Origin of the sequence: Bradyrhizobium sp. AZCC 2176, from assembly GCF_036924645.1 — a bacterium.
GTDB lineage: Bacteria > Pseudomonadota > Alphaproteobacteria > Rhizobiales > Xanthobacteraceae > Bradyrhizobium.
Window position 1 is genome coordinate 3,347,550 of sequence record NZ_JAZHRX010000001.1, and the last position, 13,677, is coordinate 3,361,226.

Below are 13,677 nucleotides of genomic sequence, written 5' to 3' on the forward strand. Positions count from 1 at the left end.
TCACCGGTTGTTGATACGGTGCCGTATTGCTAACCCGGACAAGATCTGATACGCTACCGTATCAAGATGCAAAAAGGCGGGTGAAAACGGTGGAGACGGACGCGACCTATCGCGGCACGGTCTATCCCTGGCAATGCGACCATGTCGGGCACATGAACATCATGTGGTATGTCGGCAAGTTCGACGAGGCGAACTGGAATCTGTTCGCCCGGTTGGGGCTGACGCCGTCCTATCAGCGCGGGTCCGGCCGCGGCATGGCCGCCGTGCAGCAGAACATCACCTACAAGCGCGAGTTGCTGGCCGGCGACATCGTCGAGGTCAAGAGCCGGCTGCTGGAAATCCGCGACAAGTCGATCCGCTTCCTGCACGAGATGCGCAACGCCGAAACCGGCGAGATTGCCGCGACTTGCGAATTCGTCGGCGTCCATATGGACCGGCAAGCGCGGAAGTCGACACCCTTCGCATCCGCGATCCGCGACGCCGCGATGAGGCATCTCGAACCGGCAACGGCGTGACCCATGCTGCGTTTCCAGCCGAAGAACCCGGATTTTCGCGCGGTCGCGACCGACACGTTCGAACAGCAGCGCGCAATGAAGACGCTCGGCATTTCGATCGCGCGGCTGGAGCCGGGTGAGGTCGATCTCGCGATGGACTATTCGGCGGACCTCACCCAGCAGCACGGCTTCATCCATGCCGGGATCATCACCGCCGGTCTCGACAATGCCTGCGGCATCGCTGCGTTCACGCTGATGCCGCCGGCAACGGGAATTCTCACCGTGGAATTCAAGACCAACCTGCTGGCGCCCGCGCGGGGCGAGCGGTTTGCCTTCCGTGCCACCGTCGTCAAACCCGGCCGTACGCTGACGGTGTGCGAGGCCAGGGCCTATGCCGAGCAGGACGGCAATGAGACGCTGATCGCGACCATGAGCGGCACGCTGATGGCGCTGCCGGCCGGTGAAGGTGCGGCGTCGCCGGGGAGGGAGCGGGCATCGATCTGATGCGCTGATCTCTGTTGCAGTGCAGCTTTGTGCTGCAGCCATGGCGATCCGGAGAAATTCCTTCTATGGTCGCACCGTGCAACTGAGTCTTTCAATTTGATCATCTCCACCGCGCAAGGCGTGCTGGGGCTGGCGTCGGGGATGCTGGTCGGGTTTTCGCTTGGCCTGGTCGGCGGCGGCGGCTCGATTCTGGCGGTGCCGCTGATGGTCTATGTGGTCGGCGTGGTAGAGCCCCATGTCGCGATCGGCACCAGCGCGATCGCGGTGGCTGCCAACGCCGCGATCAATCTGTCCAACCATGCGCGCGGCGGCACCGTGATCTGGTCCTGCGCGTTGATTTTCGCCGCAGCCGGCATGGCCGGCGCCTTCGGCGGCTCGATCCTCGGCAAGATGATGGACGGTCAACGGCTGCTGGCGCTGTTTGCGCTGGTCATGATCGTGATTGCGCTATTAATGCTGAAGACGCGCTCGCGGATCGGCCTGCCCGACGTCAAGGTCTCGATGTCGAACATATCGGCCATCGCAGGCCTTGGCCTCGCGACCGGGACGGTGTCCGGCTTTTTCGGCATCGGCGGCGGCTTCCTGATCGTGCCGGCCCTGATGCTGGCGACTGGCATGCCGATCATGAACGCGGTCTCCTCCTCGCTGGTCGCGGTCACCGCATTTGGTCTGACCACGGCCGCCAGCTATGCCTGGTCCGGGCTGGTGTCGTGGGCATTGGCAGGTCTGTTCGTAGCGGGCGGCATCGCTGGCGGATTGGCCGGCACGCGTTCGGCGCGGCACCTCGCCAAGCGCCGCGGCGCGCTCAATATCGTGTTCGCCGTGGTCATCATAGCCGTGGCGCTCTATATGCTGGCGCGTAACATATCCCTGCCTCAGCCGTAGACAGGAATGCAGCCCCTTCGCGAGACCCACATGAAGCGATCGAATAATCCCACCGGGACCAACCCGGGATGCACACGGCGCAAGGCGCTCGGCTTGCTCGGCGGCGGTGCCGCGCTGCTTGGCACCGGCGCGGCACAGCGATCGGCGTTCGCGCAAGGCAGCGACGACGTTCTGACCGAGGCGCTGGTGCTGCGGGACCCTGATGTACCCGCGACGGGCAATCTCGAGGGTGACATCAACATCGTCGAATGGTTCGATTACAATTGTCCGTATTGCCGCAAGATCGCACCCGAGATCCACCAAGTCGTGCAGGACGACGGCAAGGTCCGCCTGGTGCTGAAGGATTGGCCGATCCTGGGCGAGGTCTCGAAATTCGGAGCGCGGATGGCGCTGGCGGCGAAGTATCAGGACAAGTACTTGGCCGCGCATGAGGCCATGATAGGCGTCAGCTCGAAATTGACCGAACCGCGCATCCGCGAATTGCTGGCCGGCGCCGGCATCGACATGGATCGCCTCAACCGCGACGCCACGACCAACGCCAGGGCGATCGACGCCATCCTCGCCCGCAACCACGATCAGGCGGTGGCGTTTGGATTCAAGGGAACGCCGTCCTTCATCGTCGGCAAGTTCCGCGTGCCGGGAATCCTGACCATGGCGGAATTCGAGATGGTGATCGCCGACGCGCGCAAGGCGAAGAAGAGCAACTAGCGATCAGAAAAAACGCCCAGAAAAACGCCGTCGTGACCGACGACGGCGTGTACCCTATCGTTCCTGGCGCCTGAATTTACTTCGACGAAATCTTGACCCAATCCTCATGGGCGCGCGTCTTCAGCTTGCTCCAGTCGGCGGCCACGACGTCCCAGTTGACGATGGTGCGATTGGCTTGGGCGACCTGGCCGCTCGCGACGCTCGACGTCTGCATGGAATCGTAGACATAGACGCCGCCAGCCAGCAGCAGCGCACCCAAAATCATCCCGACAAACGTCTGCATGGTAGTTCCTCCGTTGCGGCTGATAACGCCGTGCCCGGAGGATGGTTCCGCGGCCTACGGGCCGGTCACCCATTGCAGGATTTCCGCGTTCATCTCGCGCGGATAGGTATGACTGAGGTCGTCGATCTCGCGATAGGTGACGTTAGCGCCCGCCGCAGACAACGCCTGGCTGGTCTGCCGCGCCACCTGCACCGGAAACATCCAGTCGAGCCGGCCGTGCACGATATGAATGGGCAGGCCGCGCAACCTGTCGGCATCGGCCATTTCCGCCAGCAGCGGATGGAAGGTCGCCGACACCGGCGCGAGGTGGGTGAAAGGCGAAGCGCCGTCGAAACCCGTCACGTAGCAGAAGGTGCCGCCGTCGCTCATGCCGGTCAGCAGCATCCGCTCCGGATCGACGTTCCATCGCGCGCGCACGGATTCCAGGATGCGCATGAGGTTCGGCGTATCAGTGTCCTCGCCCATCAAGGCCCAGGTGTTCCCGGTAGCGGTCGGCGCGATCACAATCGCGCCGCGGCTGCGGGCATCGCGCAGCCAGCTCCACAGGAAGCCGCGGCCGTTGCCGCTGCCGCCATGCAGCGCCATCACCAGCGGCCAGGCGCGGTCGACCGTGTAATATTCCGGCACGTAGAGCGAGAAGCCGCCGCGGCTGCCGGGCTCGTTGGCGTTGTGGAAGACGCCGGTGTTTTCGTTGGCCGGCGCCGCCAGCCGCGCCGCGAGGTCGGCGTCGCCGCGCAGTGCAGGATCGACAAAGAACTGGTTCACCGGCGGCAATCTTGCCGACAGCGCATAGAGTGCTTCCTGCGCGCGCGGAGCGTGACGCAGCGCGCCAAACAGGCTGACGAAATCGCCGTTGCCGCTTTGCACGACGCGCAAGGCTTCGAACGCAGCGAGCGCCGCATCGCTTGCGGTTTCGAGCGGAGTCTTGATGTCAGCGAAGCCCGCGGGCCATTGCTCGAGCCGCGGCCGGATCGCGCGCAGCGCGTCGTCCGGCTTGCCGGCCGCTTCCATCACACGGTCGAAGTCCGGTGGATTGAGGTAGCGCGCGATGAAGCCGAGCGCTTCCAGCGATTGCAACAGCGGCGGCAGCACGGCCACGATGTCGTCCACCACGGCCTCACTCATTACGTATTCCCTGTCCCAAAGCGTTTTCCAGCGAAGTGGTGACCGGTTCGCGTCAAGAAAACGCGTCAAATCAAAAGGCTTTAATGCAGTCTTGGCGCCTTCAGCAGCTTGGCGCGATCGGTCGAACTCAGCACCACGTCGAAGGTGACGCCCTCGTGGTAGACCGTGAGCGGCACGTCGATGCCGGCGGCGCCGAGCGACCATAGCTTTTGGTAGAAGCCGGTCTGGCTGGTGATCTTGTCGCCGTTGACCGCGAGGATCACGTCGCCGGTCTTGAGTTCGGCACGCGCCGCCGGTCCCTTGCTGGCGATGCCGACCACCACGACGCGGTTGTCGATTTCGGTGGTGTACATGCCGAGCCACGGCCGCGCCGGCTTGTTGACGCGGCCGAATTTCCTGATGTCGTCGAGTACCGGCTTCAACAGGTCGATCGGCACGATCATGTTGACATGCTCGGCCTTGCCCTCGCGCTCGCGTTCGAGCTGCAGCGAGCCGATGCCGATCAGTTCACCGCGGCTGGAGATCAGCCCGGTGCCGCCCCAATTGGGATGCGCGGGATGGGTGAAGATCGCCTCATCCAGCAGGTACTCCCAATAGCCGGCGAATTCCTGCTTGGCGGCGATCTGGCTGGCGACCGAGCGCGTGCGCCCGCCGGCGCCGCCGACCACCACGCGATCGCCGACTTGCGCAGCCGCCGAAGAGCCGAGCGGCAGCGGCTCGAGATCGAGGTCGCCGAGCGCCTGCACCAGGCCAAAGCCGGATTCGAAATCGAAGCCGAGCGCATGTCCCTCCACGACGCGGCCGTCGCTGCGATGCAGCCACACCGCTTCGGCTTCGGTGATCAGATAGCCGATGGTCAGCACCAGCCCGTCATCGATCACGACGCCATTGCCGGCGCGTTCGGTGCCCAGCGTCTCCGCGCTGAAGGCATCGGGCGGGATGATCGAATGCAGGCCGACCACCGACGACAGGGCTTTGTCGAGGTCGAATGCGTAATCGCCCGCGCGCGGCTGGTTTGCGGGCGGCACTCTCCATTCGGTCAAGGAAGGCATGGATGGTCTCCTGGCGAACCGGCGCGCGCACCCTCCGAGAAAATTCGGCCAGCAGGGCCGCGCGAAACTGCCAGCGATCATATTCTGCCAACGACCGGCTTGAAAGTCTCCCATGGGATGATTGTGGTGCCGGTCAGGCCACTCCGAACGTCACGTTTGGCCAGCGCTGTCATGACGCGCCCGCGCTCGCCCCGGGCGTTCCAGCAATTCGGAAAATGGGCGGTCCTTGACCGTCGGAATGACCGTCGGATCCGATTGGACCGGAACCAGGATGCCGCAGCTTCGCGCAATCTTGATAGCCAGGTCGGGTCGCTTTTCCGGACAAATTCTGCCGAGAAAGGCGAGATAGCCTTCCCTTGGTGCAGGTGTCGGTCGATGCAAATCGAGCGGAATTCCATGATGGACGGTCGCCACGAAATTCGCAGTCGACAGTGGGCTGCGCTGCGCATCGGAAATCGAGACCAGCGGCATGTCGTCGAATGTCCTGTACAGCGGCCAAAGATCGGCAATATCGAGCCGGCCGTGAAGCGTCGTCACTGTCCGTGCAGCCATTGGCCGGAAGATCGGGAAATGGAGGTAATCGATGTGAAAGTGAAGGATGTCGAATTCGTGCGCCCGCTCGCGGACCTTTTCCAGCATCAGTACGTGGTGCGGGCTGTGGTCGCGAACGTCCGGATCGAGTCGCAGCGCCATCGGCGAGCACGCGACCAGTTCGGCTGAAGTGGCGGAATCGCCGCTCGCAAACAAGGTGACGCGGTGCCCCTGCTTGACCAACTCTTCGCTCAAGTATGAAACCACTCGCTCGGTGCCCCCGTAAAGACGAGGCGGAACGCTTTCGAAAAGCGGGGCAATCTGGGCGATTTTCATGGCGGTCCTCCACCCGCGCTACAAGGTCCAATGGTCCGGATACTCTTGTTCGAAATCATCTTGTCTGCTGTCGATGCCGCAACGACCCGCCCAACCTCGCTTGTCCTGGTCTCGCTCGCGGTCTGCGCCGGTCAGCCGCTATTGATTGGGATCCGTTTCGTCCGCTGCGCGACAGCCAGTTTCGGCAGGGTAACGGTGAGAACGCCGTTCCGGAATGAAGCCGCGACATTCTCCTCCGCGACGTCGCAGTCGAGAGTTATGCAGCGCTCAATCCGGCCATAGCAGTGTTCGCCGTATGGCCGACCGCCGTCCTTGCTGCCGCGGTTTGTCTCTCCCTTGATGGTCAGCACATTTTTGGTGAGCTCAACGTCGACTTCGCGCTCGCTGAAGTCCGGGAGTTCGGCCGTGACGCGGTACTCGGTATTGGTTTCGGCAATTTCGATGTCAGGCTGGATCACAGCGCGGCTGAACCCAAACGGCGCAAACTCAAAAGCAAAGAAGAAGCCGCGAAACACACCATCAAAGAGCCCACCGACCTCGCGGTGAGGAAACATCCACAACGGATCGAATCCCTCGCTAATGCGCCGCCGGCCCTCGCGCGCGACCGGCAAACGGTGATTCAACGGAACGAGTTCTGTCCTGTTCATTGTCATTCTCCCAAATCCTCCCGACCGCCAGCGGTCGGCGAGGGAATGCACCCCGGGCGAGCGCCGCCACCGGTTTTAGCCGCCGGGCCCGGGGGGCCAAGTTTGAGCGGCTTGGTGTGAATTTGCGAAATCGTAAGGTCCTGATGGGCCACGTCTTCCCCGAGCGACATGGATACATCGACACGCTCCCGTGCCGGAGACGACCAGCGCCGGTCTCACCGGGCCCGGGAAGGCGTCCGGACCGCATTCGAAGCGAGCAGACAATCCAGCCAACCTCCGTCTGGTTTCAATCTCCTAGTTGAAATTTTTTGCTTGGAACCAGCAGTGCGTTGTCCGGCTTAGTCCGCAAACGATCTCAATTTGTGGAGAGCACAACAAATGAATGGACCCAACTTGCCCCTGCACGTTCTGGAGCGCGCGGAACGGCGGTGGGCATCGGTGCTTTCGCGTCAAGCCGCCAAGCCGCCGGCCACGAAATCCGCGGGAACGCCTTCTTCGCCCGACGACACAAGGCAGTCGTCGGGAAGTAACCCTGGCGAGCAGACGTTGAACCGGACCGAATGGAACCGGACGCCCTGATTTGCGTTTGCAGCGCGAAAATGCGGAGATATTGGGAGCCGTTTCTCCGGTTTTGCTGTCGTCGCCAACGACAGAGCGCGTGCATCGGCTTCCGGAAGGAGGAGCCATGAACGTGTGGTCGAATGAGAAATATTGCGACTTGGCGAACCTGATCCTCGGGGCGGTGCTGATTGTCTCGCCGTGGATTTTCGGATTTGCGGCTGGAGCTCCATCGCAAAACGCCTGGATCACCGGTATTGCGATTGCGATCCTCTCCATCGCCGCCCTCGCAGCGTTTGCTGAGTGGGAGGAGTGGCTCAATCTTGTCGTGGGACTCTGGGCGATCGCGTCGCCATGGGTGCTGGGATTCCAGGGAACTACAGCAATGACCGTTCACGTGGTGATCGGTGTCGTTGTTGCTGCGCTGGCAGCCGCTGAGTTGTGGATGCGGTATCACAATCCGCCGCGACTGACGGCCGGCCGCTAGAGCCTATAAAAAAGAAGCCCAAAAACGAATGGCCCCGTTTCGGCGGGGCCATCCTGAGCGGGCGTCTACGCGATTGGCTCACCAGCCGGAAACCGCGTAGCCGACGTCGGTGGTGTAGTCGTAGGGTGCGTAGCCGTAAGGCACCGGCGCGCCAAACGCGGGGGCCGGCACATAGGTCCGGCGGCTCACCACGACGGTGCGTGGCCGCACGATCGGCGGTGCTCCGATGACCGGCCCCGGTGCGACGTAAACGCTGCCTGGAGCCACCGCCACGGGATACGGGTCGGCTACCGGATAGGGGTCGGCATATGAATCGACATAGATTGCCTGTGCCGATGCACCAGTGACGCCGAAGGCCAACAAACCGGCGATTGCCAGGCCGGCCGTCGAGCAAATGCGCGATCTCGTTATCATGTTCCGCAATCTCCTTCACTGCTTGGCTTGCAACCGAACAACCGAACCCACACCGCGCGCGGTCGTTCCCGGCGCTCACGAGGTTTTTGACCGCAAGTTCCACCGTGTTCGCTTTGCCGTTTACGGACCGGCCAGGATATCGGCGTCCAGCGGGTTATCGCGTGAAGCAAACCATTCGGCGCGAAGCGCTGCGCGGCGTCGGCCGCGATCGTTGATTGGCAGCTTCAATGCATCGAGCAAGCCCCGCAGCTCGCAGCGCACGGGGAGGCGAGACGCTTCCCCGTCGATGCCGGGCAGTGCGTCGCATGGCTCGTCCAGCGCGGTTAGCCCGCGGGGAAAAAGATCGCGATAAATCGGGCGCTCCTGCAAGCCGGTTGCGACCCGGAAACCTGCATTAAGCGCCAGTTCCTGCAAGCAACCGCAAAGAACCGGGGCGGCTGGTGACTGTTGCGGCGAGATGCGGTTGCGCACGACCACCCAATCGACGAGAGCGCCGTCGACTGGCCGGCGATGGCGACGTGCCTCGCGCACCAGTTCGCTGTAACGGCTGACCCCCGTGACCGTCAACGTGACCGGATCGAGTGTCGCCAGCACATCGAGGTCGAGAAAACTGTCGTTCAGCGGCGTCACCAGGGTGTCGGTGATCGAATGGGCGAGCCGCATCAGGTAGCTGTCATGCGGGGGCGTATCGATCACGACGAAGTCATGGCGATTCTGCGCGGTGGCAACGGCCCGCTGGAAATCGGAGAGTTCGGCAGCCTCGTTTTGCTCAACCATGGCGCCTTCGACGCGTGCGATGCAGAAATGCGTCGGCAACTCCAGATCCGTTTGGCTCCGCCGCGCCCAGCCGCGCCGGCTCTCGACGTAGTGGGTGAGGGTCCGTTGCCGGCCGTCGAGGTCGATGGTTGCGACGCGCTGGCCGGCCTTCAGCAGCGCAACGGCGAGGTGCATCGCGATTGTGGTCTTACCCGAGCCGCCCTTTTCGTTTCCAACCACGACGACATGCGGCGACGGGCGCAATTGATGTACGGGCGCGGTAAGCACGGCTGCGCCTCCACGAACCGTCGGTTGCTTTCAAGCCTGCTCAGGAAGGGCGCTCCGCAAAAGCGCGACAGTCCAATGCGGCAGGCAGCGAGATAACAGGCGCGTCGAGCCGTTTGTTCCTGGAACGCCTGCAGCCGCGCGACTTATCGATCATTTTTTTGCAAGCCCCTTGAAGCGCAACTCTGACCCACCTAGGTCGCATGCTGCAGCCGCAGACTTTCGCGTGTCGCAGACTTTCCGCCTGTCGATGGCTGCGATTTCCGTATCGTATCCACAAACAGCCGAGGAGGAACGCAATGAAATTCCGTCCGCTTCACGATCGGGTAGTCGTCAAGCGCGTTGAAGCCGAGGAGAAGACCGCCGGAGGCATCATCATTCCCGATACAGCCAAGGAGAAGCCGCAACAGGGCGAGGTCATTGCGGTCGGGCCCGGAGGGCGTGACGAGGCCGGTAAGCTCGTTCCGATCGACCTCCAGGCCGGCGATCGCGTGCTGTTCGGAAAATGGTCGGGTACTGAGGTCAAGATCGACGGCACCGAATACTTGATCATGAAAGAAAGCGACATCATGGGCGTGCTGGTCGCCGCCGGCGCCAGTCGCAAGGCCGCTTGAGTCCGCCAGTCCGCCCCTAGCAAAAGAATAGTATCGTAGGGAGCAAGACCATGACTGCCAAGGAAGTCAAATTCTCGGTCGATGCCCGCGAGAAGATGCTGCGCGGCGTCGACATTCTCGCCAACACGGTGAAAGTCACGCTTGGTCCGAAAGGACGAAACGTCGTCATCGAAAAGTCGTTCGGCGCGCCACGCATCACCAAGGACGGGGTGACCGTCGCCAAGGAAATCGAACTCGACGACAAGTTTGAGAACATGGGCGCCCAGATGGTGCGCGAGGTGGCGTCGAAGACGTCGGATCGCGTTGGCGACGGCACCACGACTGCCACCGTGCTCGCCCAGGCGATCGTGAAAGAGGGTGCGAAGGCCGTCGCCGCGGGCATGAATCCGATGGACCTCAAGCGCGGTATCGACCGCGCTATCGATACGCTGATCGCTGATATCGAGAAGAACTCGAAAAAAATCACCTCGAACGACGAGATCGCGCAAGTTGCAACCATTTCGGCCAATGGCGACTCGGAGATCGGCCGCTTCCTGGCCGATGCCATGAAGAAGGTCGGTAACGACGGTGTCATCACCGTCGAGGAGGCCAAGTCGCTGCAGACCGAGCTCGAGGTAGTCGAGGGCATGCAGTTCGACCGCGGCTACATCTCGCCCTACTTCATCACCAATGCCGAGAAGATGCGGGTCGAGCTCGAAGACCCCTACATTCTGATCCATGAAAAGAAACTGTCGGGACTGCAGCCGATGCTGCCGCTGCTTGAATCGATCGTGCAGTCGGGCAAACCGCTGCTCATCATTGCCGAGGATGTGGAGGGCGAGGCGCTTGCCACCCTTGTCGTGAACAGGCTGCGGGGCGGGCTGAAAGTCGCGGCGGTGAAAGCGCCGGGCTTCGGCGATCGCCGCAAGGCGATGCTTCAGGACATCGCCATCCTGACCGGCGGCACCATGATCTCCGAAGATCTCGGCATCAAGCTGGAGAGCGTGACCACCAATATGCTGGGCCACGCCAAGAGGGTGAGGATCGAGAAGGAGAATACCACGATCGTTAGCGGCGGCGGCAAGAAGGCCGATATTGAAGCCCGCATCGCCCAGATCAAGGCGGAGATCGCGGAGACCACCTCGGACTACGACCGTGAGAAGCTCCAGGAGCGGCTCGCCAAGCTCGCGGGCGGCGTCGCGGTGATCCGCGTCGGCGGGGCCACCGAGGTCGAGGTGAGGGAACGCAAGGACCGTGTCGACGACGCGCTGCATGCGACCCGCGCCGCAGTCGAGGAAGGCATTTTGCCCGGCGGCGGCGTTCCGCTGCTCCGTGCGGTCAAGGCGCTCGACAGGCTGAAAGCAGCCAACGAGGATGAGCGCTATGGCGTCGAGATCGTGAAGAAAGCGCTGTCGTGGCCGACGCGCCAGATCGCGATCAATGCGGGCGAGGATGGCTCGCTCGTGGTCGGACAGATCCTGGACAAGGATACGTATGCCTTCGGATTTGATGCCCAGACCGGCGAGTTCGGTAACCTGATCTCAAAGGGCATTATTGATCCCACCAAGGTGGTGCGCACGGCACTGGAGGACGCCGCCTCGGTGGCGGGCCTGCTGGTCACCACGGAGGCAATGGTCGCTGAACTTCCGAAGAAGAAGTCCCCGCCGACAGCACCGGGCGCGAGCATGGCCGACATGGACTATCAGATCTAACTCGCGAGATGATTGGCGGGCCTGCGAGGGCGCGCCAATCACTGGAGATTCAATTTCACCATGGCGCGTGGCCTTCGGAACCGGAACGCATTGTCTTGATGTCGTTGCCGGCTGCATCGAAGGCCAACCGATGGAAGGTGCAATAAGTCCGCGCGCCGAACCTTACGGATCGAGTTCCGTATCCCAGTATAAATAATCCAGCCAGCTATCGTGCAGGTAGTTCGGCGGAAACAGCCGGCCATTGCGATGGAGCTGATGCACCGTCGGCGCGAACGGGTGTTGTCTCGGAAACATCCGCGCCTGCTGTGGCGTCAGATTGCCCTTGCGCAGATTGCAGGGGGAGCAGGCCGCGACCACGTTCTCCCAGGTGGTCTGGCCGCCCTTGCTGCGCGGGATGATGTGATCGAAGGTGAGGTCGTCATGCGCGTGGCAGTACTGGCAGACGAAGCGGTCGCGCAGGAAGACGTTGAACCGGGTGAAGGCGGGATGCGTGGTCGGCTTGACGAACGACTTCAGCGAGACCACGCTTGGAAGCTGGATCTCGAAGCTCGGGCTGTGCACCGCGCGGTCATAGTGCTCGACGATATTGACGCGATCGAGAAACACCGCCTTGATCGCGTCCTGCCACGACCAGAGAGACAGCGGGTAGTAACTCAGCGGCCGGAAATCCGCGTTCAGCACCAGTACCGGCCAACCGCCCTGCGAGACATGTGCGTTCAAGTAACGCTCCTGACCCCCATGTTAGCTGCGAAGCAGCATGCGCCTTGCATACTACAGGCAGCGTGACGGGATTGTGAAGAGCGTTCCGGGGCTTATCCAGCAAGGGAACGTGTCCGCGGCAAGCCACGCCCGGGAAATCGCCTCGGTTCCTTGCTCCGCAGAGGCCTGGCTTTCGCGGTCAATCGATCGTGATAGGGCGATCGGGACTGGCGATTCGGCGCCTTGGGCCGCGCATCAACGCCGGGCGTTCAGACCAACAGGCGCCCATTTGCCGGCGGCTTCCACAAGAGACGTGAATGACAAAGCCGGGCATCTTCGACCGGCCGCCTACGGTTTGGCAGCGCTCGTCACGAGCTTCAGGCCGAGACCGAGCATGACCGCACCGGCCGCGCGGTCAATCCAGGACTTGTACGACAGATAAGCCCGTTGCGGCCCTGCCGACGAGAAGAGCACGGCGACCAGCGCATACCAGGCGGTCTCGACGAGAAACACGGCTGCAAGCAGCGCGGCAGCAAACCCCAGCGAGAGGGATGCGGGAAGAAAAGCCGCGAACACGCTTGCATAGACGATGGCTGCCTTCGGGTTGCTTATTTGTGTTGTGAGCCCCAGCCAAAATGCGCGAAAGGGCCCGCTGCTTCGCCCGCCGTCAGCGCCGATGGCCGCGAGAGGCTGCCGCGCCGATCTGAAGATGAGAAAGCCCAAATAGTAGAGGTACAGCCCTCCGAGGATCCTGAGCCCTGCATAGAGCGCAGGTACGGCCAACAGGACGCTCTGCAGCCCGAGCAGTGCCGCTGCGCCGAACATGGCGCCTCCTGCGCCCATACCTAACGCCGTGGCAAGCGCCCTGACGCGGCTGGATGCGACCGCCACGCGGGCCACCATGACGAAGCTGGGCCCGGGGCTGATCACCCGACACTGAGCGCGGCGACGATGCTGACGAGCGCTGCAAGTTCTTGCATGCCGTTCCTCCGGGGTTGGAAGTAAGGCCCGACTATTCAGTGTGCGGCGGCGCTTTGACCGCCCATTCCGGATCGGCGCCGAACGGATGATCCATGAAGAACACCCAGGTGCCGTCGGGCAGCCGGCGGTGAACCTCCATGCCGTGATGATGCACCTCGGTCGGCTTGCCGCTTTCGTCGGTGCCCTTGATCAGCCACTGCGACCGCGTCATCGCGAAGTCGCCGGAGACCGTGGTGTGATGGGTCACGACATCCATGTGCGGCTTCAATCCGACATAGGCCGCCATCGTCTTCCGGATGCCTTCGGCGCCGCGCGCGACTCTGCTGCCGCCATGGACCTCGTCGACCTGAACGATCGAGGCGTCGGGGTGGTACATCGCCGCCGCGGCGTCAACGTCCTGCGCATTGAATGCGCGCGCCAGCCAGAGATTGCAAAGTTCGGGGGACGGAGCTCCCATGGCTCAACTCCCATGTTCAGGGTTGATCGATCAGCGAGCTGACGCAGCGGGCTTAATGCTTCGGCGCAAAGCTGTACTGGCGTCATGCGGTATTGCCTCATCTCGCTTTGGTTGCTCCGACAGGTAACGTCTGGCGGCACGGAAAGCACGTTGGAAATACGCCAGCGCGA

16 protein-coding genes and 1 pseudogene are annotated in these 13,677 nt (G+C 62.8%); 7 read left to right on the top strand and 10 right to left on the bottom strand.

Annotation, left to right across the window (positions count from 1 at the left end; genetic code table 11):
- Nucleotides 1-89 precede the first annotated feature (89 nt).
- The 4 genes from V1288_RS15510 (at nucleotide 90) to V1288_RS15525 (ending at nucleotide 2,591) form a co-directional block, all read left to right on the top strand.
- Nucleotides 90-515, top strand: a complete 426-nt coding sequence (locus V1288_RS15510; RefSeq protein ID WP_334357866.1) for an acyl-CoA thioesterase — start codon at nucleotides 90-92, stop codon at nucleotides 513-515.
- Nucleotides 516-518: 3 nt separating this feature from the next.
- Complete coding sequence (locus V1288_RS15515) at nucleotides 519-998, top strand: PaaI family thioesterase (protein ID WP_334357867.1); 480 nt, start codon at nucleotides 519-521, stop codon at nucleotides 996-998.
- A 99-nt stretch (nucleotides 999-1,097) separates the two neighbouring features.
- Nucleotides 1,098-1,883 (top strand): sulfite exporter TauE/SafE family protein, encoded by a 786-nt coding sequence (locus tag V1288_RS15520; RefSeq protein WP_334361314.1) that lies wholly within the window; start codon nucleotides 1,098-1,100, stop codon nucleotides 1,881-1,883.
- 30 nt (nucleotides 1,884-1,913) lie between these two features.
- A complete protein-coding gene (locus V1288_RS15525) occupies nucleotides 1,914-2,591 on the top strand; it encodes a DsbA family protein (protein WP_334357868.1) in 678 nt (225 codons plus the stop codon).
- 76 nt (nucleotides 2,592-2,667) lie between these two features.
- On the opposite strand, the gene V1288_RS15530 is transcribed toward V1288_RS15525, so the two are convergent.
- The 5 genes and pseudogenes from V1288_RS15530 to V1288_RS15550 form a co-directional block, all read right to left on the bottom strand.
- The gene (locus V1288_RS15530; RefSeq protein ID WP_334357869.1) at nucleotides 2,668-2,874 is read right to left on the bottom strand and encodes a hypothetical protein; all 207 of its coding nucleotides are present in this window, start codon (nucleotides 2,872-2,874) and stop codon (nucleotides 2,668-2,670) included.
- 54 nt (nucleotides 2,875-2,928) lie between these two features.
- Nucleotides 2,929-3,999 (bottom strand): phospholipase, encoded by a 1,071-nt coding sequence (locus V1288_RS15535; RefSeq protein WP_334357870.1) that lies wholly within the window; start codon nucleotides 3,997-3,999, stop codon nucleotides 2,929-2,931.
- 80 nt (nucleotides 4,000-4,079) lie between these two features.
- Nucleotides 4,080-5,051 carry a S1C family serine protease gene (locus tag V1288_RS15540; protein ID WP_334357871.1) on the bottom strand — a complete coding sequence of 324 codons (972 nt, stop codon included), beginning with the start codon at nucleotides 5,049-5,051 and terminating at the stop codon, nucleotides 4,080-4,082.
- Between the two features lie 201 nt (nucleotides 5,052-5,252).
- Nucleotides 5,253-5,918: pseudogene (locus V1288_RS15545) on the bottom strand (glycosyltransferase); the annotation flags it as partial.
- Between the two features lie 131 nt (nucleotides 5,919-6,049).
- A complete protein-coding gene (locus tag V1288_RS15550) occupies nucleotides 6,050-6,571 on the bottom strand; it encodes an Hsp20/alpha crystallin family protein (protein WP_334357872.1) in 522 nt (173 codons plus the stop codon).
- A 679-nt stretch (nucleotides 6,572-7,250) separates the two neighbouring features.
- On the opposite strand from V1288_RS15550, the gene V1288_RS15555 reads away from it, so the two are divergent.
- Complete coding sequence (locus tag V1288_RS15555; RefSeq protein WP_334361315.1) at nucleotides 7,251-7,610, top strand: SPW repeat protein; 360 nt, start codon at nucleotides 7,251-7,253, stop codon at nucleotides 7,608-7,610.
- 78 nt (nucleotides 7,611-7,688) lie between these two features.
- Here V1288_RS15555 and V1288_RS15560 read toward each other — a convergent pair whose 3' ends face one another.
- Together V1288_RS15560 and V1288_RS15565 are read right to left on the bottom strand one after the other, a co-directional pair.
- Nucleotides 7,689-8,024 carry a hypothetical protein gene (locus V1288_RS15560; protein WP_334357873.1) on the bottom strand — a complete coding sequence of 112 codons (336 nt, stop codon included), beginning with the start codon at nucleotides 8,022-8,024 and terminating at the stop codon, nucleotides 7,689-7,691.
- Nucleotides 8,025-8,144: 120 nt separating this feature from the next.
- Nucleotides 8,145-9,068, bottom strand: a complete 924-nt coding sequence (locus V1288_RS15565) for a division plane positioning ATPase MipZ (RefSeq protein WP_334357874.1) — start codon at nucleotides 9,066-9,068, stop codon at nucleotides 8,145-8,147.
- 296 nt (nucleotides 9,069-9,364) lie between these two features.
- Between V1288_RS15565 and groES the strand changes: the two genes are divergently transcribed.
- Together groES and groL are read left to right on the top strand one after the other, a co-directional pair.
- On the top strand, nucleotides 9,365-9,679 hold the full coding sequence (gene groES, locus V1288_RS15570) for a co-chaperone GroES (protein WP_334357875.1): 315 nt from the start codon (nucleotides 9,365-9,367) through the stop codon (nucleotides 9,677-9,679).
- A 50-nt stretch (nucleotides 9,680-9,729) separates the two neighbouring features.
- Nucleotides 9,730-11,370, top strand: coding sequence for a chaperonin GroEL (gene groL / locus V1288_RS15575; protein ID WP_334357876.1), 1,641 nt, complete (start codon nucleotides 9,730-9,732; stop codon nucleotides 11,368-11,370).
- Between the two features lie 162 nt (nucleotides 11,371-11,532).
- On the opposite strand, the gene V1288_RS15580 is transcribed toward groL, so the two are convergent.
- The 3 genes from V1288_RS15580 to V1288_RS15590 all read right to left on the bottom strand — a co-directional run bounded on the left by V1288_RS15580 (nucleotide 11,533) and on the right by V1288_RS15590 (nucleotide 13,507).
- Entirely contained in the window at nucleotides 11,533-12,090 is a 558-nt protein-coding gene (locus tag V1288_RS15580) for an HNH endonuclease (RefSeq protein ID WP_214493640.1), read from the bottom strand.
- 327 nt (nucleotides 12,091-12,417) lie between these two features.
- On the bottom strand, nucleotides 12,418-12,972 hold the full coding sequence (locus tag V1288_RS15585) for a LysE family translocator (protein ID WP_334357877.1): 555 nt from the start codon (nucleotides 12,970-12,972) through the stop codon (nucleotides 12,418-12,420).
- Between the two features lie 109 nt (nucleotides 12,973-13,081).
- The gene (locus V1288_RS15590) at nucleotides 13,082-13,507 is read right to left on the bottom strand and encodes a YybH family protein (RefSeq protein WP_334357878.1); all 426 of its coding nucleotides are present in this window, start codon (nucleotides 13,505-13,507) and stop codon (nucleotides 13,082-13,084) included.
- Between the last annotated feature and the right edge of the window lie 170 nt (nucleotides 13,508-13,677).

Excerpts from the sequence above, each read along its gene's own strand:
- V1288_RS15535 (WP_334357870.1), bottom strand. The coding sequence starts at position 3,999 with ATGAGTGAGGCCGTGGTGGACGACATCGTGGCCGTGCTGCCGCCGCTG.
- V1288_RS15590 (WP_334357878.1), bottom strand. The coding sequence starts at position 13,507 with ATGGGAGCTCCGTCCCCCGAACTTTGCAATCTCTGGCTGGCGCGCGCA.
- V1288_RS15585 (WP_334357877.1), bottom strand. The coding sequence starts at position 12,972 with ATGGTGGCCCGCGTGGCGGTCGCATCCAGCCGCGTCAGGGCGCTTGCC.
- V1288_RS15560 (WP_334357873.1), bottom strand. The coding sequence starts at position 8,024 with ATGATAACGAGATCGCGCATTTGCTCGACGGCCGGCCTGGCAATCGCC.
- V1288_RS15530 (WP_334357869.1), bottom strand. The coding sequence starts at position 2,874 with ATGCAGACGTTTGTCGGGATGATTTTGGGTGCGCTGCTGCTGGCTGGC.
- V1288_RS15525 (WP_334357868.1), top strand. The coding sequence starts at position 1,914 with ATGAAGCGATCGAATAATCCCACCGGGACCAACCCGGGATGCACACGG.
- V1288_RS15550 (WP_334357872.1), bottom strand. The coding sequence starts at position 6,571 with ATGACAATGAACAGGACAGAACTCGTTCCGTTGAATCACCGTTTGCCG.
- groL (WP_334357876.1), top strand. The coding sequence starts at position 9,730 with ATGACTGCCAAGGAAGTCAAATTCTCGGTCGATGCCCGCGAGAAGATG.
- groES (WP_334357875.1), top strand. The coding sequence starts at position 9,365 with ATGAAATTCCGTCCGCTTCACGATCGGGTAGTCGTCAAGCGCGTTGAA.
- V1288_RS15555 (WP_334361315.1), top strand. The coding sequence starts at position 7,251 with ATGAACGTGTGGTCGAATGAGAAATATTGCGACTTGGCGAACCTGATC.
- V1288_RS15515 (WP_334357867.1), top strand. The coding sequence starts at position 519 with ATGCTGCGTTTCCAGCCGAAGAACCCGGATTTTCGCGCGGTCGCGACC.
- V1288_RS15540 (WP_334357871.1), bottom strand. The coding sequence starts at position 5,051 with ATGCCTTCCTTGACCGAATGGAGAGTGCCGCCCGCAAACCAGCCGCGC.